Raw genomic sequence first — 23,753 nt, forward strand, 5'->3', positions numbered from 1 at the left:
ACACCCACCGCCTGTGGATAACTTTCGGCACGCGCCGGGCAATGCGGGCATCCTGGCATTCGACCGGCGGAGCAGGACGAACTCCTCCGGCACCACGGGGACGTACGGGGGTCGCTTCATGCATCCGATGGTGAAACCCGCGCTGCGGCGCGGCTGGCGGGATCCGAACACCGTTCAGTTCGGTATGGCACCGGCGCATGCGATGGTGCTCGGCCCGATGGACACGGCGACAGGCAGTCTCCTGACGTTGTTCGACGGAACACGCGGGCTGCCTCTCCTGCGCGACGAGGGGCGCCGCATGGGTCTGCCCGACGGTCATGTCGACGGTCTCGTGGAGCGGCTGTCCCGGGCCGGACTGCTGGACGACGCCACGGGCGGTGGCCCGGCCGCCGACGCCCTGCGCGGGAAAACGGCAGTGCTGGACCGGCTCCGGCCGGACGCCGCCTCACTCTCCCTCGTCGCCCCTGAACCCGGCGAGGCCATGCGCCGGCTCGCGGCCCGCCGCTCGCTGCGTGTACTGGTACGGGGTGCGGGCCGGGTCGGAGTCGTCCTGGCCTCGGCCCTGGCAGCCGCGGGCGTGGGCCGGGTCGAAGTACAGGACGGCGGCTGCGTCGAACCCTGGGACGTGGCGCCGGGCGGGCTGCCTGTGGAGTCCATCGGCGAGCGCAGGGACGAGGCCGCACGGCGTGCGGTGCGCGGAGCGGCACCCGGCCGCCCGCCCCGGCGAGGCGGCGCCCGGTCCGTTCCCGAACAGGACGACCCGGGCCTCTCCCTGGTGATCATCGCGCCCCGGGACGGACTCGCCGTCCACGCGCCCGACCCGGCGGTGTACGAGCCACTGATCGGCTCCGGTACGCCTCATCTCTTCGCCGGGGTGGTGGAGGGCACCGGCGTCGTCGGCCCGTTGGTCCTGCCCGGTGACACGGCTTGCGCGGGCTGTCTCGATCTGGGACGCACGGACCGGGATCCGACCTGGCCGCGCCTGCTCGCGCAGTGGCGTTCCGGACAGCTCCGCCAGGTGCCGGCATGCGACCTGACACTGGCGGCCACGGTCGCCGGGCTGGCCGCGGGGCATGCGCTCGCCTTCCTGGACGGGGGGCTACCGTCGAGTGCGGGCGCCCGCTGGGAGGTTTCGGTACCTGGTTTCGACTGGCACGCCCGCCCGGTGTGGCAGCATCCCGCATGTCCCTGCGGTCCCGGGGAGAAAGGTAAGGGGGAGCAGACCGCTGCCGCTGACGACGAAGGGCCGCACGAGACAATGGCCGGGCAACAGCCGCACGCGGCACGGCTGTCCGGTACTTGGAGGGCGCATGTCTGATCTTCCCCGGAAGGCGGTCACCCGAACCGCCAAGCTCGCCGCACTACCGCTCGGCTTCGCCGGGCGCGCGACCTGGGGACTCGGCAAACGAATCGGCGGCAAGTCCGCGGAACTCGTGGGTCGCGAGCTGCAACAGCGCACGGCGGAGCAGCTGTTCAAGGTGCTCGGCGAGCTCAAGGGTGGCGCGATGAAGTTCGGACAGGCCATGTCCGTCTTCGAGTCGGCGCTGCCCGAGGAGGTCGCGGGCCCGTATCGCGCGGCGCTCACCAAGCTTCAGGAGGCGGCCCCGCCGATGCCGACGCGCACGGTGCACGCCGTGCTGACGGAGCGGCTCGGCGAGGACTGGGAGGATCTGTTCCTGGAGTTCCAGGACAAACCGGCCGCGGCGGCCTCCATAGGACAGGTGCACCGGGCGGTCTGGCACGACGGCCGGGAGGTCGCCGTCAAGGTCCAGTACCCCGGGGCGGGCGAAGCCCTGCTGTCCGATCTGAACCAGCTGAGCCGTTTCGCCCGGCTGCTGGGGCCACTGATTCCGGGCGTGGACATCAAGCCACTCATCGCGGAACTGCGCGACCGGGTGTCCGAGGAGCTCGACTACGGCCTGGAGGCCCAGGCTCAGCAGGCACACGCGGAGGAGTTCGCGGACGACCCGGATGTCCTGGTGCCGGCCGTGGTCCACCAGTGCGAGCAGGTACTGGTGACGGAGTGGATCGACGGGATACCGCTGTCCGAGGTGATAACCGACGGTACGCAGGAGGAGCGGGACCGAGCGGGTCAGCTCCTCGCCCGCTTCCTCTTCTCCGGCCCCTCTCGCACCGGCCTGCTGCACGCAGACCCGCATCCGGGAAACTTCCGCCTCCTGCCGGACGACCCGAAGGACCCCGAGGGCTCCGATGGCGTGGATGTCTCCGATGGCACGGATGGCACGGATGGCTCCGGCGACAAGAGCGGCTGGCGGCTGGGTGTACTGGACTTCGGCACGGTGGACCGCCTTCCGGCCGGCCTCCCGCCGACGATCGGCAGCTCGCTTCGCATGACCCTCGAAGGCGAGGCGGAAGCCGTCTACGAACTGCTCTGCGAGGAGGGCTTCGTCAAGGAGTCCATAGACCTGGACCCGGACGCCGTCCTGGACTACCTGCTCCCCATCATCGAGCCGGCCCAGCTCGACGAGTTCACCTTCAGCCGGGGCTGGATGCGAAGCCAGGCAGCCCGGATCGCCGATCCCCGCTCCCCCGCACACCAACTGGGCAAGCAGCTCAACCTGCCCCCGGCGTATCTGCTGATACACCGGGTGACCCTGAGCACGATCGGCGTGCTGTGCCAGCTGGGAGCGACGGTACGGCTGCGGCAGGAACTCGAGGAATGGCTTCCAGGCTTCCTACCGGACGCGGACGCGGAACCAGAAGCGGACCTGGAAATGGGCCTGGACCTGGATCTGGGCGACGAGGGCTCCGCGGCCGGGGCGTGAGCTCCTCATCACCGGGGCGGATCCAGCGGTACAACGCACCGCGGGGGCCGGTCCGTTCGGACCGGCCCCCGCGATCAGCGGTTGTTCCTGTTGTTCCTGTTGCTCCTCGGCCGACGAGCCTTACTGCATGACCGCCATGGCCAGAGCGCGGCGGGCGCGCAGCGACGCGCGCTCGGCACGGCGCTGCATGCGGCGGGCCACCACCAGGCGCATCGCCCGGCGTTCCTGCTCTGCTTCATGGATTCGGTCGTGCATATGCGCACGCGCGAGGGCTTCTGGGATGAGTTGCATCTCTCGGGTCCTGTTCTGACGCGAGTCGTTCGCGCCGGTGGAGGTGAAGTCTGGAATCGCGGAGCCTGCGGGCTCGCCGGCGGACGGCTTCATCGGGGCCTGTTTCTTGGGGTCGTGCGTCAGGGGGCGATCGATCGTTCCTGTGATGTTCATGCCGCAACCGGGTTCTTGCGCGGGCGGCCACGCGGCCGCTTCCGGGCGACAACGACACCCTGGACGAAGAGCTCGCCGCCCCAGACGCCCCAGGGCTCACGCCGCTCCTTGGCACCGGCGAGGCAGGCCTCGACCAGCGGGCAGGTACGGCAGAGGGACTTGGCGTACTCGACATCGGCCGGCGACTCGGCGAAGAAGACCTCCGGGTCGTAGGAACGGCAGGGGACGGGTACGCCGAGGTTCTCGATGGCGTCGTCGAGCGCGGTCAGCGCAGTGAGCGGGGTCAAGGTGGAGTCCTCCGTGGAGCCGGGCGGGGCGATCGTTTCGGAAGGCGGTACGGACGGGGCGTGCGCTTCGAGTTGCACGGTTTGTCTTCCTCGTCTGGTCGTGCCGGCCGGTTGGCCGGTTGGCGGCTGGTACCGGGGTTTTTTGTTGTCCCGAGGCCCCTTCGCTCCGCTGTCCCCGGTCGGGGACAAACAAAAGGGCCGCGGATCCCGGGTGGGGTTCCGCGGCCCTGAAGGCGCCGGCCTGATCGTCGATCAGGCTGGATCACTCCAGGGGTCAGGCCCACGGAAGGCCCACATCTTGTGATGCGTCTGCTTGCTGGCTCCGGCACCGGTGACCGCAAAGGCATAGGCCTTCGCCTGTGCCTCTACTGCTTCCAGTGCCTTCATCGGTCGCTCATTGCGCTCGCGAACAGGGAGTGCCGCGAGAGACACGGAGGACGCCGGCCGGGTGGCAGCGATGCCGGACAGACCGGTGCCCAGGTTCGAGATGCCGAGCAGGCACGTGGAGACGACCGAGCGATCGGTCATTTTGGCGGTGCTGACAGAGCTGGTGTTGATGCTGATCACTGGAATCGCCTCCTCTCGGCGTCTCTGGGACCGGGCGAGCCGGTCCGACGGTTCTTAAGTACAGCACGAAACCAGGGCCTTCGAGAAGGCCGCCGTTTCCGTGCTTTAGAACCTATGGGGATTGCTGGGGCATGCGCAAACTATTTTCTCGACGAGTTTGAATCATTCCTCGTTCTCGTCGGCCTCTGGCTCTTGACCTGCACAGATGGCGAGTACGTCGGTCCCGTAGCGGTTGAGCTTGCGGGCGCGGACGCCCGGGATGCGGGCCAGCTCAACCGGACTGGACGGTACCGCTTCCGCGATGGCCATCAGCGTCTTGTCCGTGAAGACGCAGAAATCCGGCTGCCCGCTGCGCCCGGCCTGGATCGCTCGCCAGTCGCGCAGCCGTTCGTAGAGCCCTTCGTCCATGTCGGACGGACAGTCCTCGCAGCGCATCAGTTTCATCTCGCCGGCGTCGCTGAGCGTACGGCCGCAGACCCGGCAGCGGGCGGGGGTGCGGATGCTCCGTCGGGCCACACCGGGGGCGCTTCCCGGGGCTCCGCGCTCGATACCGCCCGAGCCGCCGGGGCCGGTCGTGCCTCTGCGGCCCGCGGTGGTGACGGAGCCGGGGCGCAGTCCGTCGAGGAAGCGGCTGGGCCGCCGGTTGGCGCGGCCGCCGGGTGAGCGGGACTGCGACCAGGAGACGGAGAGGTGCTCTCTGGCTCGGGTGACGCCGACGTAGAGGAGGCGGCGCTCTTCCTCGATCTGCTCCTCGGTCTTCGCGTAGGAGATCGGCATCATGCCTTCGGCGACGCCGACCAGGAAGACGACGTCCCACTCCAGGCCCTTGGCGGAGTGGAGCGAGGCGAGGGTGACGCCCTGGACGGTCGGGGCGTGCTGGGCGCCGGCGCGCTCCTCCAGTTCGGCCACGAAGTCACCGAGGGTGGCGTCGGTCCTGGCAGCGGCGAAGTCCTGAGCCAGGTTCGCCAGGGCGGCGAGGGATTCCCAGCGCTCTCTGACGGCGCCGGAGCCCGCGGGTGGCTGGTGTGTCCAGCCGTCTCCGGACAGGACGGCTCGTACCTGTGAGGGGAGGTCGGGGGCGCCGTCGAGGAGTGAGTCGTTGCCTCCGAAGCGGGCCGCACCGCGCAGGGCGTGGATGGCTCGCTTGACCTCGGGGCGGTCGAAGAAGCGCTCGGCCCCGCGCAGTTGGTAGGGCACTGCGACGTCGGCGAGGGCCTGTTCGTAGGTCTCGGACTGCGAGTTCGTACGGAAGAGGATCGCGATCTCGCTCGCGGGGGTGCCGGAGGCGATGAGGTCACGGATGCGGCGGGCCGCGCCTTCGGCCTCGGCGGGCTCGTCGGTGTACTCGGCGTAACCGGGCTCGGGGCCCGCGGCACGCTGGGAGATCAGTTCCAGCCGGTGGTCCGCCGCGCGGCCGCGGGCCTGTGCGAGCAGACCGTTCGCGAGGTGGACCACCTGAGGGGTGGAGCGGTAGTCGCGGACGAGTTTGACGACGGTGGCTCCGGGATGGCGGGTGCGGAAGTCGAGGAGGTGGTCGGGGGTCGCGCCGGTGAACGAGTAGATGGTCTGGCTGGCATCGCCGACGACGCAGAGGCTGTCGCGCTCGCCGAGCCACAGTTCCAGGAGGCGTTGCTGGAGGGGACTGACGTCCTGGTACTCGTCCACGACGAAGTGCTGGTACTGGGCGCGGACCGCTTCCGCGATGTGGTGCTGGTCCTGGAGGATGCCGACGGTCAGCAGCAGGACGTCCTCGAAGTCGATGACGCCGCGCTCGCGTTTGAGGTCCTCGTACGCGGAGTACACCTGGGCGATCTCGGCTCGGTCGCGGGGGGCTTCGCGTCCGGCCTTCACCGCCACCGCGGCGTAGTCGGCCGGGACGGTCTGCGTGACCTTGCACCATTCGATCTCGCCGGTGACGTCGCGCAGTTCGCCGCGGTCGAGGCGGATGCGGCAGGCGGCCGCGGCGTCGGCGACGAGCTGGAACTTGCGGTCGACGATGCGGGGCAGGCTGCCGCCGACTGCTTTCGGCCAGAAGTACTGGAGCTGACGCAGGGCGGCGGAGTGGAAGGTGCGGGCCTGAACTCCGGAGGCTCCGAGCTGGCGGAGGCGACCGCGCATCTCACCGGCGGCGCGGTTGGTGAAGGTGACGGCGAGCACGCTGGAGGGCTGGAGGATTCCTGCCCGTACTCCGTAGGCGATGCGGTGGGTGATGGCGCGGGTCTTGCCCGTACCGGCTCCTGCGAGCACGCATACCGGGCCGTGCAGGGCGGTGGCGACCTCGCGCTGCTCGGGGTCGAGCCCTTCCAGCACCGCGTCGGCCCCGCTCGGCGCGGCCGAGTACTGCGAACCGTGGGTGCCCTGCGGGAAGAGGGGGGAATGCGTTGCTGCTGTCACCCCGCCATGCTGACAGGTCGGCCGAGGCGGGTGTGCCGGTTGTCCACAGGGAGACGCTTGCAGTCGTACTAATGCGACAGGCGTCGCCCCTTCCCGACGTCGCCCCGGCCCGGCGTCGCCCCAGCCCGGCCACGTACGGGAATGGCAGCCCGGTCGCATACGTTGCCTTCACAGCAAAGACGTACTCCCTGCAGCGAAGGAGCATGAGGCAGATGCCGGGCACTGTGACGATGTACAGCACCACGTGGTGTGGCTACTGCCGTCGGCTGAAGGGCCAGATGGACCGTGAGGGCATCACGTACGAGGAGATCAACATCGAGCACGACCCGGAGTCCGCGGCGTTCGTGGAGAAGGCGAACGGCGGAAACCAGACGGTTCCCACCGTCCTCTTCCCGGACGGTTCCACGCTGACGAACCCTTCGCTGGCGCAGGTCAAGAAGAAGGTCGGCGCCTAGGGCGTGCAGGTACCGGCTCAGGCAGCCGTGAGCTGCCTCAGCCGGCCGCTCCGCGCGTCGGCAGGGGCTTGCCGTACCAGAGCTCGATCAGCCGGGCCGCAATCGAGATGCCGTACGGAGGCAGGACCTCCCCGGACTCGAACGCGGCCCGCAGGTCTTCCCGGGAGAACCAGCGTGCCTCCTGGATCTCCTCGCCGTCGACGTTGATCTCCGCCGAGGTGGCGCGGGCCATGAAGCCCAGCATGAGGCTGGAGGGGAAGGGCCAGGGCTGGCTGGCGACGTACTCGACCTCGCCCACCGTGATCCCGGCCTCTTCGAAGACCTCACGGCGGACCGACTGCTCGATGGACTCGCCGGGCTCGACGAAGCCGGCGAGGGTGGAGAAGCGGCCCTCGGGCCAGTGCACCTGGCGGCCGAGCAGGATGCGGTCCTCGTTGTCCGTCACGGCCATGATCACGGCCGGGTCGGTGCGGGGGTAGTGCTCGGCGCCGCAGGCGGGGCAGCGGCGGATGTGGCCGGCCGCGGCGATCACTGTGCGTTCACCGCAACGGGAGCAGAAGCGGTGCAGACGCTGCCAGTTCTCCAGTGCCACCGCGTGCACCATGAGGCTGGCGTCGCGGGGTGACAGAAGCAGGCCGGCCTCGCGCAGACCCGCCGCGCGCGCGGACTGGTCCATGCGGCCGGGGAGGGTGTCCTTCTGGAGGGCGAAGTAGCTGACGCCGTCGTCGTCGGTGCCGAGGAAGTAGCGGTGCGCTTCGGTGAGGGGCGCCTCGAAGGATGGGGTCATGACGAGTTCGGTGGTGCCGTCGGATGTCTCGTCGATGAGGACCTGGCCGCCGGAGACCACGAAGGCGCGGGTGGTGGGGTGGCTCCACGCCGCGGCGAGCCAGGCCTCGTCGAGCCGGTGGTGGGCGGCCCGGTCGATGCCGCTCGGGGCGGTGAGCGAGATGGGACGGTCGGCGGTGCGGTCGGTCCAGGTGGTCACGGGTGCTTCCAACTCCCCCGGTGAAACGGTTGTTTCGGTGGGCTGTTCAGCCGGATGTACGGCAGGACGTGTGCGGCGGGGCTTCTTCAGTGTGCATCTCGCCAGTTCTGGGCCAGATCGCCCCACAGATAGGCAGTGGTTTCGACGCCTTTGAGGAGAAGGTCGAGCTCGACCTTCTCATTGGGGGCGTGCCAGCCGTCGGACGGGACCGAGATACCGAGGAACAGCACGGGGGCGGCGAGGACGTCCTGGAGGTCCGCGGCGGGCCCTGATCCCCCTTCGCGGGTGAAGCGGATCTCCTGCTCGAAGGCGCGGCCCATGGCGCGTACGACGGACTGCAGGGCCGGGTGGTCGAGCGGTGTCAGGCACGGGCGCGTGGCGGCGCCGAAGGTGATCTCGTGGCGGATTCCGGCGGGCAGTTGCTCGGCGACCCAGGTACGGACGGCCTCTTCGATGTAGTCAGGGTCCTGACCGGCGACGAGCCGGAAGGAGAGCTTGACCATCGCCGAGGACGGGATGATCGTCTTGCTGCCGGGGCCCTGGTAGCCGCCGCCTATACCGTTGACCTCGGCGGTCGGGCGGGCCCAGACGCGCTCCAGGGTGGTGTGGCCGCTCTCTCCCTGGGTGGCCGTGGACCTGGCGATGCGCAGCCAGCGCTCCTCGTCGAAGGGCAGCTCGGCGAAGAGTTCCCGCTCACGGTCGGTGAGCTCGGTGATGCCTTCGTAGAACCCGGGGACCGCCACGCGCGCGTGCTCGTCGTGCAGGGCGGCGACGAGCCGGGCGGCGACGGTGGCCGGATTGGGTACGGCGCCGCCGAAGGCTCCGGAGTGGATGTCCTGGTCGGGTCCGTACAGCTGGATCTCGCACTCGGCGAGGCCGCGCATGCCGGTGCACACCGTGGGGGTGTCCTCGGACCACATGCTGGTGTCGGAGACGATCACCGCGTCGGCGGCCAGCCGGTCCCTGCGTGCTTCGACGAGGGCGCGGAAGTGCGGGGAACCGGACTCCTCCTCGCCCTCGATGAGCAGCTTCAGATGGACGGCGGGAGTGGCGCGGCCCGTGGCGGCGAGGTGGGCGCGAACGCCGAGTGTGTGGAAGAACACCTGGCCCTTGTCGTCGGCGGCCCCGCGCGCGTGGAGGCGGTTTCCGCGGACGACCGGCTCGAAGGGGTCGGTCTCCCAGCCGTCCTCCGGGGCGGCGGGCTGGACGTCGTGGTGGCCGTAGACGAGGACCGTGGGTGCCTGCGGGTCGTCGGAGGGCCATTCGGCGAAGACCGCGGGTGCGCCGGGGGTGGCCCAGACCTCGCAGGTCGGGAAGCCCGTTTCCAGGAGTTTCGCGGCGAGCCAGTCGGCGCTGCGCCGTACGTCCGCGGCGTGTTCGGGCTGGGCCGAAACGGACGGGATGCGCAGCCATTCGGCGAGGTCGTCGAGGAAGGCTGCGCGGTGCTGCTCGATGTACGCGCGGACGGCGCTGTCCGGAGTCTTGCTCATGGTCACGAGCCTATCCGTCCACGCGCGCGTGCTGGTCCGGCGGTTCGTCGGGGACCCCTTCGGGTGGTTCTTCCAGGAGGAGGCGTTCCAGCGCGGCCCGGTCCGGCAGGGCCTCGGGGCGTACGAGTTCGCCGCTGCGCACGTACAGGAACGCTGCCTGTACGTGTTCCAGGGGGATGCCCCGCTGCTCGGCCCAGGCGAGCCGGTAGAGGGCGAGCTGGAGGGGGTCGGCGGTGCGGGTGCGGTTGGTCTTCCAGTCGATGATCTCGTACGTCGTTGTCCCGCCGTCCTCCCCGTCCCTTTCTTCCGGCTCTTCCTTGTAGACGGCGTCGATACGGCCCCGTACGACGCGTCCGGCGATGGCGAGCTGGAAGGGGGCCTCGACCCGGTAGGGCGTTCGGTGGGCGTAGGGGGTGCGTTCGAAGGCGTTCTTGAGGGCTTCCAGGTCGCGTTCGTCGGCGATCTCGGCCTCGCTGCCGGGTAGTTCCTCCGGCTCCAGCATCGGGAGCATCAGCTCTTCGAAGCGGGCTTCGACCCAGGCGTGGAAGCGGGTGCCGCGGCGTGCGGCGGGCTGGGGCGGGCGCGGCATGGGGCGCGCCAGTTCCTGTGCGAAGCCGTCCGGGTCCGCGGCCAGGCGCAGCAGCTGGGACGCGGTCAGGGAGACCGGCAGGGGAACGTCCGTGACGCTCTCGCGGGCGCGCAGGAGTTCTCCGGTGAGGGCGTCCAGGTCGCGGTCCCAGGAGGCGATGGTGCGAGCTTCCTCGGGGGTGGGCCGCGGGGTCTCGGGAGGGTGGGGGCGGGCGTCGGGGGCCGGGGTGGGGTGCGGGACCCTCGGACGGTCCGGGGTCCACGAGTCCCAGTCGTCCGGGCCGTCGGAGAGCTCGCGTGTGAGATCGGTCTCTTCGTAAGGAGGTGGCTCGTCGGTCTCGTCGGTCTCGTCGGTCTCGTCGGTCTCGTCGGTGAAATGTCCGTCCCCGTAGGGGGGCTCGTCCTCCTCCGGCGGGGGCGGCCAGTCCGGGTCGTCGTACGGGCCCGGGGCATCGGGAGCCGAAGGGTGGGCCGTTTCGTGGGAGTGGCCGGACTCCAGGTGGGCCAGCACCGTCTGTGCGGCCTGCCGACGGCGGGCCATCGCCAGGTCGTCGAGCGGGAGCGGCCAGGCGTGGTCTCCGTCGGCCGCCCGCAGTGCGGGGTTCTCCTCGTTCTCCTCGGGTTCGTCCGCCCATGCCTCGATCTCGCCGTGCCCGGCCTCACAGTGCTCGTACAGGGCGTGCAGGAAGTCCGAGGGGCCGCGGGGCTTCTTCTGGGAGGGGCCCCACCAGTGGCCGGAGCCGAGCAGCAGGGACCGGGGGCGGGTGAACGTGACGTAGCCGAGGCGGAGCTCCTCGGTGTGCTGGTGCTCCTTCATGGCCTCGTGGAAGGCCTTCATGCCGCGGGAGTCCCAGGCTTCGATGTCGGGCAGGGTGTCGGCGTCGCCGCGCAGTTCGTGTGGGAGGACCTTGCCCTGGGCGGTCCATTTCTCCCGGCCCTGGCCGCTGGGGAACGTGCCGGTGACGAGCCCCGGGACGACGACGACATCCCATTCCAGGCCCTTGGACTTGTGCGCGGTGAGCACCTTGACGGTGTTCTCACCGCCGGGCAGCGCGTTGTCGAGGCCCTTCTCGTACTGGGCCGCGGTACGCAGGAAACCGAGGAAGGCGAGCAGGCTCGCCTCGCCCTCGTTGGCGGCGAAGGAGGCGGCGACGTCCAGGAAGTTGGACAGGGTCTCGCGGCGGCGGGCGGCCAGGGCGTGCGGGGACGCGGAGAGCTCCACCTCCAGGCCGGTGGTCGCGAGGACCCGGTGCAGGACGTCCATGAGCGGGTCGGCGAGTGAGCGGCGCAGGTCGCGCAGTTCGGTGGCGAGCCGTGCGAACCGTACGCGGGCGTCGGCCGAGAACGGCAGCCCGTCGTCGTCCCCGTCGCCGCCGAGGGGCGTCTCCAGGAACGTGTCGAGCGCGTCCGCGAGGGAGATGACCTCGGCGGGGTCGACCCCTTCGACGGCCGCGGCGAGCCGCAGATCGGGATCGTCGTCGGCCCCCACGCGCGCGTGGGACACCAGCGACCGGGCCCGGCGCCCCAGAAGGGCGAGGTCGCGGGCGCCGATGCGCCAGCGCGGGCCGGTGAGCAGGCGGACCAGTGAGGCGTTGGCGCCGGGGTCCTGGAGGACCTCGCAGACGGCGACCAGGTCGGCGACCTCGGGCAGGTGCAGCAGCCCGGAGAGGCCCACGACCTCGACGGGGACGTCGCGGGCGACGAGTGCGCCCTGGATCTCGGCGAAGTCCGTCGCGGTGCGGCACAGGACGGCGATCTCACCGGGTGCTTTTCCGGTGCGTACGAGGTGGGCGACGGAGTCGGCGAGCCAGTCCATCTCCTCGGCGTGCGTCCGCAGCAGGGCACAGCGCACCATGCCGTCGCGCTCGGCGCCGGGGGCGGGGCGGAGGGCCTCCACGCCCGCGTGCATGGCGCGCAGGGGCTCCGCGAGCCCGTTGGCGAGGTCGAGGAGGCGGCCGCCGCTGCGGCGGTTCTCGCTGAGCGACTGCCGGGTCGCAGAACGGCCGTCGGCGTGCGCGAAGTGCTCGGGGAAGTCGTCGAGGTTGGCCACGGAGGCGCCGCGCCAGCCGTAGATGGCCTGGCAGGGGTCTCCGACGGCGGTCACCGGGTGGCCCGTGCCGCCGCCGAACAGTCCCGCCAGGAGGATGCGCTGGGCCACGGACGTGTCCTGGTACTCGTCGAGGAGGACCACCCGGAACTCGTCGCGCAGGATGCCGCCGACTTCGGGGCGGGTGCGGGCGAGAGTCGCCGAGAGGGCGATCTGGTCGCCGAAGTCGAGGAGGTCGCGCTCGCGTTTGGCGGTCCTGTAGCGGCCCACCAGCTCGGCCAGTTCACGCCGGGCGGCGGCCGTCTCCGGGACCTTGCGCAGGTCGGCGTTGGTGAGCTTGGCGCCCTCCAGGTCACGCAGCAGCCCGGCGTCGTACGCGCGCAGGTCCTCGGGGCGTACGAGGTGTTCGGCGAGCTCGGAGTCGAGTGTGAGGAGATCGCTGACCAGGTCAGGGAAGGAGCGGGTGAGCGCCGGATAGGGGCCCGGCGCCTCGCGCAGGACGCGTGCGGCGAGTTGGTAGCGCGTCGCGTCGGCGAGGAGGCGCGCGGTGGGTTCGAGCCCGATGCGCAGCCCGTGGTCGGTCAGCAGCCGGCCGGCGAAGGCGTGGTATGTGGAGATCACCGGCTCGCCCGGCGGGTTGTCCGGGTCGATCACGTCCGGGTCGGTGACCCCGGCCTTGATCAGGGCCTTCCGTACCCGCTCGGCGAGTTCACCCGCCGCCTTGTTGGTGAAGGTCAGGCCGAGGACCTGCTCGGGGGCGACCTGTCCGGTGCCGACGAGCCACACCACGCGCGCGGCCATCACCGTCGTCTTGCCGGAGCCCGCGCCGGCCACGATCACCTGCGGGGCGGGCGGTGCGGTGATGCACGCCGTCTGCTCCGGGGTGAACGGGATACCGAGGAGCTCCTTGAGCTGCTCGGGATCGGAGATACGGGCTGGCACGTCAGAGAGGCTAGCCGCGCCCACTGACAGTCGGTGCCGATTCGGCGGCCGGGCCGGAGGATGCGCAGGTCAGCACGTGTGGTGCCATACGTCACTTCCCGTCCCTCGTACGGCGCGCCTCATCCCCGGCGCCCCGGACGGCCGCCCGGGGCGCCGCGTCCCGTCACTCGACGACCTGGCGCCCCTCCGGGCGCGCGCTGCACGAGGCCCGGAACGCGCAGTGCGTGCAGTGCTGGCCGGTCGTCGGCGTGAACCGTTCGTCGAGGACCTTGCCCGCGGCGGTGGCGAGCAGGTCGCCGACCCACTCCCCCTCCAGTGGCTCCTGCGCCTGCACCTTGGGCAGGGTCTCGCCGCCGTCCTTCTTGGGGGCGCCCTGGCGGAGCTGGACGAGTTCGGCGCCGCCCGGGTCGGGCCGGTCACCGTCGAAGGCCTCGTCCACGGCGCCCTCACGGACCGCGAGCTGGTAGACGGCGAGCTGCGGGTGGTGGGCCACGTCGGCGGCGCTCGGTGCCTGTTTGCCGGTCTTGAAGTCGACCACGTAGGCACGGCCGTCGGCGTCCCGCTCGACGCGATCCATGGAGCCGCGGATGCGGACTTCGTAGGAGCCCGCTTCGAGGGTGACGTCGAAGTCGTGCTCGCTGGCCACCGGAGTCCGTTCGGCGCGGTCCATGACATGCCACTTCAGGAAGCGTTCGAGCGCCACGCGCGCGTGCTCCTTCTCCTGCGCCGACTTCCAGGGCGCGTCGAAGGCGAGCGCCTCCCACACGGAGTCGAGGCGCTCCATGAGGACGGCGAGGTCGGCGGGCGTACGGCCGGAGGCGACCTCGTCGGCCAGGACGTGCACCACGTTGCCGAAGCCCTGGGCGACGGTCGCGGGGGCGTCCGCCTTCACCTCGCGGCCCAGGAACCACTGCAGGGCGCAGGTGTTGGCGAGCTGGTCGAGGGCGCTCCCGGAGAGCACGACGGGATGGTCACGGTCGCGCAGCGGCACCTTGCTCTCGGTCGGTTCGTACATGCCCCACCAGCGGTAGGGGTGCGCGGACGGCACCAGGGGGCGGCCGTCCTCGTCGCCGAGCGCGGCGAGCCTGCCCAGGCGGCGGGCCGCGGCCTCCCTGAGGGTGTCCGAGACGCGGGGGTCGACCGTCGTGGCCCGCAGTTCGGCGACGAGTGCGGCGACTGACAGGGGGCGGCGGGGACGGCCCGTGACGTCCCTGGGCTCCACGCCCAGTTCGGAGAGGAAGCGGGAGGGCTGGTCGCCGTCGTCGGCGGGGGCCTTCACGGCGGTGACGACGAGGCGTTCACGCGCGCGCGTGGCGGCCACGTAGAACAGGCGGCGTTCTTCGGAGAGGAGCGCTCCGGGAGTGAGGGGCTCCGCGAGGCCGTCCCGTCCGATGCGGTCGGCTTCCAGGAGGGAGCCTCGACGGCGCAGGTCGGGCCACAGACCCTCCTGGACGCCCGCGACGACGACGAGGCGCCACTCCAGGCCCTTGGAGCGGTGCGCGGTCATCAGGCGTACGGCGTCGGGCCGCACGGCCCTTCGGGTGAGCGTGTCGGCGGCGATGTCCTGGGCGTCGACCTCTTCCAGGAAGTTGAGGGCGCCGCGGCCGCCGGTGCGCTCCTCGGCGCGGGCGGCCGTCGCGAACAGCGCGCACACGGCGTCGAGGTCGCGGTCCGCGTTGCGCCCGGCCGCGCCGCCGCGCCGGGCGGCCCGCTCCAGGCGCTGCGGCCAGGGTGTGCCCTCCCACAGCTCCCAGAGCGCCTCTTCGGCCGTGCCGCCCCCGGCGAGGCGCTCCCGTGCCTTGCGCAGGAGTGCGCCCAGACGCTGGGCCCCGCGCGCGTACGAGGGGTCGTGGGCGACCAGTCGCTCCGGCTCGGCCAGTGCCCGTGCCAGCAACTCGTCGGAGGGCGGCGGCACGTGGTTGCCCGCGGCGCGCTCCTCCTCGCGCAGGGCTCGGCCCAGGCGGCGCAGATCGGCGGCGTCCATGCCGCCGAGCGGGGACGCGAGGAGGGTGAGCGCGGTCTCGATGCCGAGCCACGACTTCTCCCGGACGGCCCGCTCCTCCGAGGCCGGCTCCTCCAGGGCCGGCTCCTCCAGGGCCGGCTCCTCGGAAAGAAGGGGCGCAGGTGGGGGCTCGGCCGCTTCGAGTTCCTCGCCCGCCGGCACCGGGTCCTGCGCTGTTTCCCCCAGTTCCGCCGCCGCCACCGCCTTGAGCGCCGTCAGCAGCGGCGTCACCGCCGGTTCGTGGCGCAGCGGCAGATCGTCGCCGTCGATGTCGAGCGGGACGCCGGCCGCGGTGAGCGCGCGGCGGATCGTCGGAATGGCGCGGGAACCGGCGCGTACCAGGACGGCCATCTCGTTCCACGGAACGCCGTCCTCCAGGTGGGCGCGGCGCAGGATGTCCGCGACGTTGTCCAACTCCGTACCGGCCGTCGGGTACGTGTAGACCTCCACCTGGCCGCCGTCCTGTACGGGAGCGAGCTCCCGGTGGGCACGCACCTTTTCCGCCGGGAGGCGGGTCAGGGGCATGCGCTGGGTCAGCAGTCGGGTGGCCGCCAGCAGGCCGGCGCCGGACCGGCGTGACGTCCTCAGGACCTCGACCGGCGCGGGTGTGCCGTCCGCGCGCGGGAAGGTATCCGAAAAGTCCAGGATGCCGTTCACGTCGGCGCCCCGGAACGCGTAGATCGACTGGTCGGGGTCCCCGAAGGCCACCAGGGTGCGGCCGCCGCCCGCGAGCGCATCCAGGAGCCGCAGCTGCGCCGGATCTGTGTCCTGGTACTCGTCGACGAAGACCGCGTCGTACCGCTCGGCGAGCCGTTCGGCCACGCCCGGGCGCCGGGCGAGCAGCACGGCGCGGTGCACCAGTTCCGCGTAGTCGAGCACTCCCTGCATGTCGAGCACGTCGAGGTACTCGGCGAGGAAGGCGGAGGCCGCGAGCCAGTCGGGGCGGCCGATGCGCCGCGCGAAGGTCCGGAGGGCGTCGGGGCCGAGGCCCAGCTCACGGCTGCGGGCGAGAACCGCGCGGACCTCGTCGGCGAAGCCGCGCGTCGTCAGGCAGGCGCGCAGTTCGTCCGGCCAGCGCACGTGGGCGAGGCCGAGCCGCTCCAGGCCGGGCTGGCCCGCGAGCAGTTCCCGTACCGCCACGTCCTGTTCGGGACCGGAGAGCAATCGCATCGGTTCCACGAAGAGGTCGCTGTCCTGGTGTGCCCGGACCAGGGCGTAGCAGAAGGAGTGGAAGGTGGTCGCCCGGGGCGCGCGGGCCGCTCCCATGCGCAGCGCCATGCGGTCGCGCAGTTCCACGGCGGCCTTGCGGCTGAACGTCAGTACCAGGACCCGCTCGGGGTCCGCGCCACGTGCGATCCGAGCTGCCACGGACTCGACGAGCGTGGTCGTCTTGCCGGTCCCCGGACCTGCGAGGACGAGCAGCGGACCGCCCTCGTGGTCAACCGCCGCGGACTGTGCTGCGTCCAGTTGAGGGGGAGCCACCCGGGCCGGCGGGGTACGCACCAGCCGGTAAGCGCCACGGCTCCCCTGTCGACCCTGGGGGTACGACAGGCGCCTGGTGGAGGAAGAGGTGCTCACGTGGTTCGCCGGTCCTGGTGGGTGTGCTCGGGGTTGTCACTGTCGGCGCGGAACGCCGTCGTTGAAGGGTCAAGCTCGGGCGGGCGGGCGGACGGCGGCGCGAGACGGGCGGTGGCCGCGGGATGGGCGGGATGCGTGCCGTCGACGCTACGCCGGTGGATGCTGTGGAAGCAGCGCTTCCTCGTGTTCCCTCCTGGCACCCGTGTCCCCCGCATCACGAACGTACGGCATGTCACGGGCGTGCCCGCATTCCCCCGTACGGGCCATCTGTCCCCCTCTCGCTGTTCCCATGCCGGAAGCTGTCAGGTATGACCCTCCGCGCGATCAACGCCGTCCCACCGGGCCCGGTTCATGTCGAGGCGCGGGAGGTGGCCTTCGGAGGCCCTGCCGGCCTCCTTGAGCGGCGTGCCCTCCGCCCGGTAGTGCGCCAGCGCGTCCAGTTCGTGCCCGGGGAGCAGCGTCCCGTCCGCGCGGACGACCCGCCACCACGGAACGGCTCCTCCGTAGAGGGCCATCACCCGGCCGACCTGTCGCGGGCCGCCGTCCTCCAGCCATTCCGCGATGTCTCCGTACGTCATGACGCGCCCGGGCGGAATGCGCTCGGCGGCGTCGAGGACCCGCTCCGCGTACTCCGGCAAGGCGTCCGCCGGGAGGCTCTGCTCGCTCATCCGACCCATCCTGCCCCACCCCGCCGACAACGTGACCCGGCGGCGACTGTGCGTATCGCTCCCCCCGTAGCAGCGCGTCGGGCAGACTGTGCGACCCCGCATCGCACCCTGATGCCCTCCTGTGTCGGCGGGGCATGCCACCATCGTGCGGGCGGTTACTGGTGATACGAGACCAAGAAGAGACGATGAGACAGCAGGGTGTGCATCCCGAAGACGCGGAGGGCACCTCTGAGGTTTCGTCGCGCCCTGACAGCGGCGACGACCCGGACGAGAGCCCGCCCGAGACGTCAGGGGCGTCCGAGACGTCAGGGGCGTCCGTGGCGTCACGGTCGTCCGGGGATCCGGACACGTCCCAGAAGAAGGACATGCGCAAGGAGACGGAGAGCGGAGCCGACGAGAGCGGCGGTGTGATCGACGACGCCCCGGCCGAAGAGGTCGAGGGCGACGAACCGCTGCTCCCCGCGCGCGTGCACCGCCCCTCCGACCTCATGCGTCTTCTGGTGGGTGTCCTCGCGATCGCCGTGCTGCTGTCGATCGCCGCGTTCGCGCACGGCACGACGTCGGGGCTGGCGCAGGACATCAACAAGGGCACCGACGAGGCACCCGACCTGCTGATCAAGATCGCCGGGCTCGCTTCGAGCATCGCGATCCTCCTGGTGCCGGTCGCTTTCGCCATCGAGCGGCTGATCAAGCGGGACGGGCTGCGGATCGCCGACGGTGTGCTGGCCGCGGTCCTCGCCCACGGAGTGACACTCGCCACTGATCTGTGGGTCGCCCAGGGCGCCCCGGCCTCGATTCAGAAAGCGCTCACGCAGCCCTCGCCCAGCGACATCCACGCCCTGACCGACCCGGTGCACGGCTATCTCGCGCCGGTCATCGCGTACATGACGGCCGTCGGCATGTCGCGACGACCGCGCTGGCGTGCGGTTCTGTGGGTCGTGCTGATGCTCGACGCCTTCTCCATGCTGGTCACCGGCTACACGACACCGTTCTCGATCATCCTCACGGTGCTGATCGGCTGGAGCGTGGCGTACGGGACGCTGTACGCGGTCGGCTCACCGAACGTACGGCCCACGGGCCGGACCCTGATGGCGGGCCTGCGGTACGTCGGCTTCCATCCGGTGAGCGCGGCACGGGACGAGACTCCGGAGGCCCCGGACGGCGACCGTGGCCGCCGGTACTTCGTGACGCTCCAGGACGGCGCCCCACTGGACGTCACGGTGGTGGACCGCGAACAGCAGGCACAGGGCTTCTTCTACCGCGCGTGGCGCCGTATGACGCTGCGCGGCATCACCACGCGCCGCAGCCTCCAGTCACTGCGCCAGGCCCTGGAACAGGAAGCGCTCCTCGCGTACGCGGCCATCGCGGCCGGGGCCAACGCGCCGAAACTGATCGCGACCTCCGAGCTGGGCCCGGACGCCGTGATGCTGGTCTACGAGCACATCGGCGGGCGCACCCTCGACACGCTGCCGGACGAGGACATCACCGACGACCTGCTGCGCGAGACCTGGCACCAGGTGCAGGCGCTGCAGTCGCGGCGCATCGCGCACCGCAGGCTGGCGGGGGACGCGATCCTGGTGGATCGTTCCGGCACGGTGATCCTCACGGACCTGCGCAACGGCGAGATCGCGGCCGGTGAACTGATGCTGCGTATGGACGTGGCGCAGCTGGTGACCACGCTCGGCCTGCGGGTCGGCGCGGAGCGCGCGGTGGCCTCGGCCGTCGGCGTGCTCGGCCCGGACGCGGTCGCCGACTGCCTGCCCATGCTGCAGCCCATCGCGCTCACGCGCTCCCACCGCGCGACGCTGCGGAAGCTGGCCCGGGAGCGTTCGGAGCGCGAGCGCGAGGCGGTCCTTGAGGCCTCCCGGCAGGCCAAGCTGGCCCGTGCCGAGGAGCTGGAGGACACGCCCGAGGACACCAGACCCGTCCTGGAGAAGCCCGACAAGAAAGCCGTGCGCGCCGAGCAGCGGGCCGAGAAGCGGGCGATCGACGAGGCACTGGACGGGGCCCGCGAGGAGGATCTGCTCACCCAGATCCGCCACCAGGTGCTGTTGATCAGGCCGCAGGCTCCGGTCGAGCCGGCTCGTCTGGAGCGCATCCGTCCACGCACGCTGATCAGTTTCATCGCGGGTGCGTTCGGCGCGTACTTCCTGTTGACGCAGCTCACGCACATCGAGTTCGGCACGCTCTTCGACCAGGCCCAGTGGGGCTGGGTCGCCGCGGCCGTGCTCTTCTCGATGCTGAGCTACTTCGCGGCGGCGATGAGCCTGCTGGGGTTCGTGCCCGAGCGGGTGCCGTTCATGCGGGCCGTGGCGGCGCAGGTCGCCGGCTCCTTCGTGAAGATCGTGGCGCCCGCGGCGGTGGGCGGTGTAGCCCTCAACACACGGTTCCTCCAGCGCGCGGGCGTACGGCCCGGGCTCGCGGTGGCGAGTGTCGGCGCGTCGCAGTTGTTCGGGCTCGGCTGCCACATCCTGATGCTGCTGTCGTTCGGATACCTGACCGGTACTGAGAAGACTCCCTCCTTGTCGCCGTCCCGGACCGTCATCGCGGGGCTGCTGACCGTGGCGGTCCTCGTCCTCGTGGTGACCTCGGTGCCGCTCCTGCGGAAATTCGTGTCCACGCGCGTGCGGTCGCTTTTCGCGGGTGTCGTCCCGCGCATGCTGGACGTCCTCCAGCGGCCGCAGAAGCTGATCACCGGCATCGGCGGCATGCTCCTGCTGACGGCCTGCTTCGTGATGTGCCTGGACGCGTCGATCCGGGCGTTCGGCAACGAGGACATGCCCGCGATCAGCATCGCCAGCGTGGCCGTGGTGTTCCTCGCCGGAAACGCGCTCGGCTCCGCGGCGCCCACCCCGGGCGGTGTGGGTGCGGTCGAGGCCACCTTGACCGTCGGGCTGATCGCGGTCGGGCTCCCCAAGGAGGTCGCCGCGCCCGCCGTGCTCCTGTACCGCCTTCTCACGCTGTGGCTGCCCGTGCTGCCGGGATGGCTGTTCTTCAACCACCTGACGCGCAAGGGCGCGCTCTAGAACCAGAGACGGACAGGGCCCGTGCGGGGTCCTCACCCGCACGGCCCGCGTCCCGAGCGGCCGGTGCCGAGCGACCTCAGGATGGGACCATGCCGAACCCTTCCCCGCTGCGTGTCACCGCTCTGACCGCCACCGCCCTTCTGCTGCTGGCAGGCCTCGCCGGCTGCGGCGACGACGGCGACTCCAAGGACAAGGACGAGGACCTGTCGGCGCAGAAGCTCAGCTGGAAGGACTGCCCGGAGCCGTCCGAGTCCGAGGGCGGCTCCGGCGCCCCGTCGGCTCTGCCGGACGGTGACGCCTGGAAATGCGCGACTCTTGAGGCACCCCTCGACTGGAACAAGCCCAAGGGGGACACCATCGGGCTCGCGCTGATCCGCGCGGCGTCGAGCGGCGCCGAGGACCGGCGCATCGGTTCGCTGCTCTTCAACTTCGGTGGCCCGGGCGGCTCGGGCGTGACCACGCTCCCCTCGTTCGGCCAGGACTACGAACAACTGCGCACGCGCTACGACCTGGTCAGTTTCGACCCGCGCGGCGTCGGCCGCAGCGCTGGTGTGACCTGCGAGGACGACGAACAGCTCGACGAGTACTTCCAGCAGGACGGCACCCCGGACGACGACGCCGAGCGGCAGACTCTCCTGGACAACACGGAGAAGTTCAACGAGGCCTGCGAGAAGAACTCCGGGAAGGTGCTCCCGCACGTACGCACCACCGACGCGGCCCGCGACATGGACCTGATGCGCCAGGTCCTCGGCGACGACGAACTGCACTACTTCGGTATCTCGTACGGCACCGAACTGGGCGGCGTGTACGCCCACCTGTTCCCCAAGAAGGTGGGGCGGGCCGTCTTCGACGCGGTCGTGGACCCGACGCAGAATCTCGAACAGGGGTCCCTCGGGCAGGCCAAGGGCTTCCAGCTCGCGCTCGACAACTTCGCCGAGGACTGCGCCTCGAAGACGCAGAAGTGCCCGCTCGGCGACAGCGCGCAGAACGTGAAGGACCGGATCGCCAAGCTCCTCAAGGACCTCGACGGCAAGCCGATCCCGGGGATCCTCCCCCGCGAACTCACCCAGACCGCCGCCACCAGCGGTATTGCGCAGGCCCTGTACTCCCAGGAGTTCTGGGAGTTCCTCACCAAGGGGCTCCAGCAGGCGTACGACGGTGACGGCCAGGCTCTGATGCTGTTGTCCGACGCGATGAACGGGCGCGGCCAGGACGGCGAGTACAGCAACCTCAGCGCCGCCAACGTCTCCATCAACTGTGCTGACGACAGATCGCGCTACACCGTCGCCGACGTGCGCGCGAAGCTACCGGAGTTCCGCAAGGCCTCCTCCCTCTTCGGCGACTATCTGGCGTGGGGCATGGTCAACTGCACCGACTGGGCCGTGGCGGGCGCCGCCGACCACCCCGACGTGAGCGCGCCCGGCTCGGCGCCGATCCTCGTGGTCGGCAACACCGGCGATCCGGCGACCCCGTACGAGGGCGCCAGAAAGATGGTGGACTCGCTGGGCAAGGGCGTCGGTGTCGAGCTGACGTACAAGGGGCAGGGACACGGCGCGTACGACAGCGGGAACAAGTGCGTGCGCGACGCCGTGAACGGTTATCTGCTGGACGGCAAGGTCCCCTCGACCGGCACGGTCTGCTCCTGAGAAGGCCTGGCCCGCTCACGATGACCCCAGGTTCAACACGTTAACCAGCAGGTCAGACGGTTATCCACAGGGCTCCGCGGTGCTCGTGGAGATCTGCCTACTATGGCCTGACAGTCATCCGCGACATCCGGCGGACGACGATGCGAGGGGGGAAGTTCATGGCGCGTATTGCACGGTGGACGGCACTGGCCGCCGCCGCGTTGCTGGTGGCCGGCTGCAGCGGCTCGTCCGGGAGCGACGGCGGGAACGACAAGGACGACGCCGACGGCAAGCCACCCTCCTCCGCCATGATGCCGGGGCTGCCCGCCTCACTCACCTCGCAGAAGCTCGACTGGGCCGGCTGCAAGGCCACGGAGACCGGCCCCGCGCCGGGCGGGGACTGGCGGTGCGCGACGCTCAAGGTGCCACTGGACTGGGCGAAGCCGAAGGGCGAGACCATCGGTCTTGCACTGATCCGCAGTGAGTCGAGCGGATCCTCGAAGAACCGCATCGGCTCGCTGCTGTTCAACTTCGGCGGCCCCGGCGGCTCGGGCGTCGACTACCTGCCGCCGTACGGGCCGACGTTCGCGAAGCTCCACGAGCGGTACGACCTGGTCAGCTGGGACCCGCGCGGTGTCGCCGCCAGCGAAGGCGTGCGCTGTCGCAGCGACAAGGAGATCCAGGCGGCCGAGTCGATCGACACCACACCGGACACCTCCGCCGAGGAGACCTCGTTCCTCAAGGACGCCGTGGAATTCGGCAAGGGCTGCCAGAAGTCGGCGGGCCCGCTCATGGGGCATGTCTCGACGACCGACACGGCCCGGGACATGGACTTGATGCGGCACGTCCTCGGTGACCGGAAGACGCATTATCTCGGCATCTCGTACGGCACCGAACTGGGCGGCGTCTACGCCCACCTGTTCCCCAAGAACGTGGGGCGGCTGGTCCTGGACGCGGTCGTCGACCCGAGCGCCGGCACGGTGGGACACGCGGAGAACCAGGCCAGGGGCTTCCAGCGCGCTCTGGAGGACTACCTCGAATCGACCGGCCAGGACCCCGAGCAGGGCTCTCAGAAGGTCGCGGCGCTGCTGAAGCGGATCGACGCCGAACCACTGCCGACCGCGAGCGACCGCGACCTCACCCAGCAGCTGGCCCTCACGGGCATCGTCAACCCGCTCTACAGCAAGTCGTCGTGGCCCGCCCTCACCGGCGCGCTCGAAGCCGCCGAGGACGGCGACGGTACGGAACTACTCGCGCAGGCCGACAGCTACAACGACCGTGACGCTTCGGGCCGTTACGGCACGACCACGCATTCCCAACGGGTCATATCGTGCTTGGACGACAAGGAGCGGCCGACTTCCGCGGAGGCGAAGAAGCGGCTCTCCGAGTTCCGGAAGATCTCGCCCGTGTTCGGCGATTCGATGGGCTGGGACACGGCCGGCTGGTGCCACGACTGGCCGGTGGCCGGGCAGTACGAGACGCCGGAGGTGAGCGCGGCCGGCGCGGAGCCCGTCCTGGTGGTGGGCAACACCGGCGACCCGGCGACGCCGTACGAGGGTGCCCGCAAGATGGCGGACGAGCTGGGCAAGGGCGTCGGTGTGCTGCTCACCTGGAAGGGCGCGGGTCACGGGGCGTACGGGAGCGGGAGCAGCTGCGTCGACAGCACGGTGGACGACTACCTGCTGGACGGATCGGTGCCGAAGGACGGCAAGGTCTGCGGTTCGTAGTGACCCCGGCTGCCCGGCGGACCCGGGCGGCGGGCGGGGTTTTCCCGGCCACCACTCGCAAGTCCCGGCTCCACGCGCCAAAAGCGCCCTGGGGCCGAGGGACGGAAAAGGGCCCGGCACACGCGGTGCCGAGCCCCTCTCC

15 protein-coding genes are annotated in these 23,753 nt (G+C 71.0%); 6 read left to right on the forward strand and 9 right to left on the reverse strand.

Annotation, left to right across the window (positions count from 1 at the left end):
- Nucleotides 1–118 precede the first annotated feature (118 nt).
- Both AB0D14_RS17815 and AB0D14_RS17820 read left to right on the forward strand, forming a co-directional pair.
- A complete protein-coding gene (locus AB0D14_RS17815; RefSeq protein WP_362779812.1) occupies nt 119–1,318 on the forward strand; it encodes a TOMM precursor leader peptide-binding protein in 1,200 nt (399 codons plus the stop codon).
- Nucleotides 1,311–2,786 (forward strand): AarF/ABC1/UbiB kinase family protein, encoded by a 1,476-nt coding sequence (locus tag AB0D14_RS17820; protein WP_362779815.1) that lies wholly within the window; start codon nt 1,311–1,313, stop codon nt 2,784–2,786. The genes AB0D14_RS17815 and AB0D14_RS17820 overlap by 8 nt, the downstream gene beginning before the upstream one ends.
- Nucleotides 2,787–2,906: 120 nt before the next feature.
- Here AB0D14_RS17820 and AB0D14_RS17825 read toward each other — a convergent pair whose 3' ends face one another.
- The 4 genes from AB0D14_RS17825 to AB0D14_RS17840 form a co-directional block, all read right to left on the reverse strand.
- Nucleotides 2,907–3,230, reverse strand: coding sequence for a hypothetical protein (locus AB0D14_RS17825; RefSeq protein ID WP_362779817.1), 324 nt, complete (start codon nt 3,228–3,230; stop codon nt 2,907–2,909).
- A complete protein-coding gene (locus AB0D14_RS17830; RefSeq protein ID WP_362779820.1) occupies nt 3,227–3,595 on the reverse strand; it encodes a WhiB family transcriptional regulator in 369 nt (122 codons plus the stop codon). The genes AB0D14_RS17825 and AB0D14_RS17830 overlap by 4 nt, the downstream gene beginning before the upstream one ends.
- 174 nt (nt 3,596–3,769) lie before the next feature.
- Nucleotides 3,770–4,084 (reverse strand): hypothetical protein, encoded by a 315-nt coding sequence (locus AB0D14_RS17835; protein ID WP_362779823.1) that lies wholly within the window; start codon nt 4,082–4,084, stop codon nt 3,770–3,772.
- A 162-nt stretch (nt 4,085–4,246) separates the two neighbouring features.
- The gene (locus AB0D14_RS17840) at nt 4,247–6,478 is read right to left on the reverse strand and encodes an ATP-dependent DNA helicase UvrD2 (RefSeq protein WP_362779825.1); all 2,232 of its coding nucleotides are present in this window, start codon (nt 6,476–6,478) and stop codon (nt 4,247–4,249) included.
- Between the two features lie 212 nt (nt 6,479–6,690).
- Between AB0D14_RS17840 and AB0D14_RS17845 the strand changes: the two genes are divergently transcribed.
- A complete protein-coding gene (locus AB0D14_RS17845) occupies nt 6,691–6,933 on the forward strand; it encodes a mycoredoxin (RefSeq protein WP_362779827.1) in 243 nt (80 codons plus the stop codon).
- Between the two features lie 37 nt (nt 6,934–6,970).
- On the opposite strand, the gene nudC is transcribed toward AB0D14_RS17845, so the two are convergent.
- The 5 genes from nudC to AB0D14_RS17870 form a co-directional block, all read right to left on the reverse strand.
- Complete coding sequence (nudC, locus tag AB0D14_RS17850; protein WP_362779830.1) at nt 6,971–7,918, reverse strand: NAD(+) diphosphatase; 948 nt, start codon at nt 7,916–7,918, stop codon at nt 6,971–6,973.
- Nucleotides 7,919–8,004: 86 nt separating this feature from the next.
- A complete protein-coding gene (locus AB0D14_RS17855) occupies nt 8,005–9,408 on the reverse strand; it encodes a dipeptidase (RefSeq protein WP_362779833.1) in 1,404 nt (467 codons plus the stop codon).
- A 10-nt stretch (nt 9,409–9,418) separates the two neighbouring features.
- Nucleotides 9,419–12,985 (reverse strand): ATP-dependent DNA helicase, encoded by a 3,567-nt coding sequence (locus tag AB0D14_RS17860; protein WP_362779835.1) that lies wholly within the window; start codon nt 12,983–12,985, stop codon nt 9,419–9,421.
- Nucleotides 12,986–13,148: 163 nt separating this feature from the next.
- Nucleotides 13,149–16,565, reverse strand: coding sequence for an ATP-dependent DNA helicase (locus tag AB0D14_RS17865; RefSeq protein WP_362779836.1), 3,417 nt, complete (start codon nt 16,563–16,565; stop codon nt 13,149–13,151).
- 302 nt (nt 16,566–16,867) lie between these two features.
- Entirely contained in the window at nt 16,868–17,233 is a 366-nt protein-coding gene (locus AB0D14_RS17870; RefSeq protein WP_362779838.1) for an MGMT family protein, read from the reverse strand.
- A 185-nt stretch (nt 17,234–17,418) separates the two neighbouring features.
- Here AB0D14_RS17870 and AB0D14_RS17875 point away from each other — a divergent pair, with 185 nt between their 5' ends.
- From AB0D14_RS17875 to AB0D14_RS17885, 3 genes are all read left to right on the forward strand, one after another.
- A complete protein-coding gene (locus AB0D14_RS17875) occupies nt 17,419–20,259 on the forward strand; it encodes a lysylphosphatidylglycerol synthase transmembrane domain-containing protein (protein WP_362779840.1) in 2,841 nt (946 codons plus the stop codon).
- Nucleotides 20,260–20,348: 89 nt separating this feature from the next.
- Complete coding sequence (locus tag AB0D14_RS17880; protein ID WP_362779843.1) at nt 20,349–21,905, forward strand: alpha/beta hydrolase; 1,557 nt, start codon at nt 20,349–20,351, stop codon at nt 21,903–21,905.
- A 158-nt stretch (nt 21,906–22,063) separates the two neighbouring features.
- Nucleotides 22,064–23,611, forward strand: coding sequence for an alpha/beta hydrolase (locus AB0D14_RS17885; protein ID WP_362779845.1), 1,548 nt, complete (start codon nt 22,064–22,066; stop codon nt 23,609–23,611).
- Nucleotides 23,612–23,753: the final 142 nt, after the last annotated feature.

Source organism: Streptomyces sp. NPDC048484, assembly GCF_040651415.1.
Taxonomy (GTDB): domain Bacteria; phylum Actinomycetota; class Actinomycetes; order Streptomycetales; family Streptomycetaceae; genus Streptomyces.

Coding starts and splice junctions, on each gene's coding strand:
- AB0D14_RS17855 (WP_362779833.1), bottom strand. CDS start 9,408: ATGAGCAAGACTCCGGACAGCGCCGTCCGCGCGTACATCGAGCAGCAC.
- AB0D14_RS17820 (WP_362779815.1), top strand. CDS start 1,311: ATGTCTGATCTTCCCCGGAAGGCGGTCACCCGAACCGCCAAGCTCGCC.
- AB0D14_RS17875 (WP_362779840.1), top strand. CDS start 17,419: ATGAGACAGCAGGGTGTGCATCCCGAAGACGCGGAGGGCACCTCTGAG.
- AB0D14_RS17815 (WP_362779812.1), top strand. CDS start 119: ATGCATCCGATGGTGAAACCCGCGCTGCGGCGCGGCTGGCGGGATCCG.
- AB0D14_RS17880 (WP_362779843.1), top strand. CDS start 20,349: ATGCCGAACCCTTCCCCGCTGCGTGTCACCGCTCTGACCGCCACCGCC.
- AB0D14_RS17885 (WP_362779845.1), top strand. CDS start 22,064: ATGGCGCGTATTGCACGGTGGACGGCACTGGCCGCCGCCGCGTTGCTG.
- AB0D14_RS17845 (WP_362779827.1), top strand. CDS start 6,691: ATGCCGGGCACTGTGACGATGTACAGCACCACGTGGTGTGGCTACTGC.
- AB0D14_RS17825 (WP_362779817.1), bottom strand. CDS start 3,230: ATGAACATCACAGGAACGATCGATCGCCCCCTGACGCACGACCCCAAG.
- AB0D14_RS17870 (WP_362779838.1), bottom strand. CDS start 17,233: ATGAGCGAGCAGAGCCTCCCGGCGGACGCCTTGCCGGAGTACGCGGAG.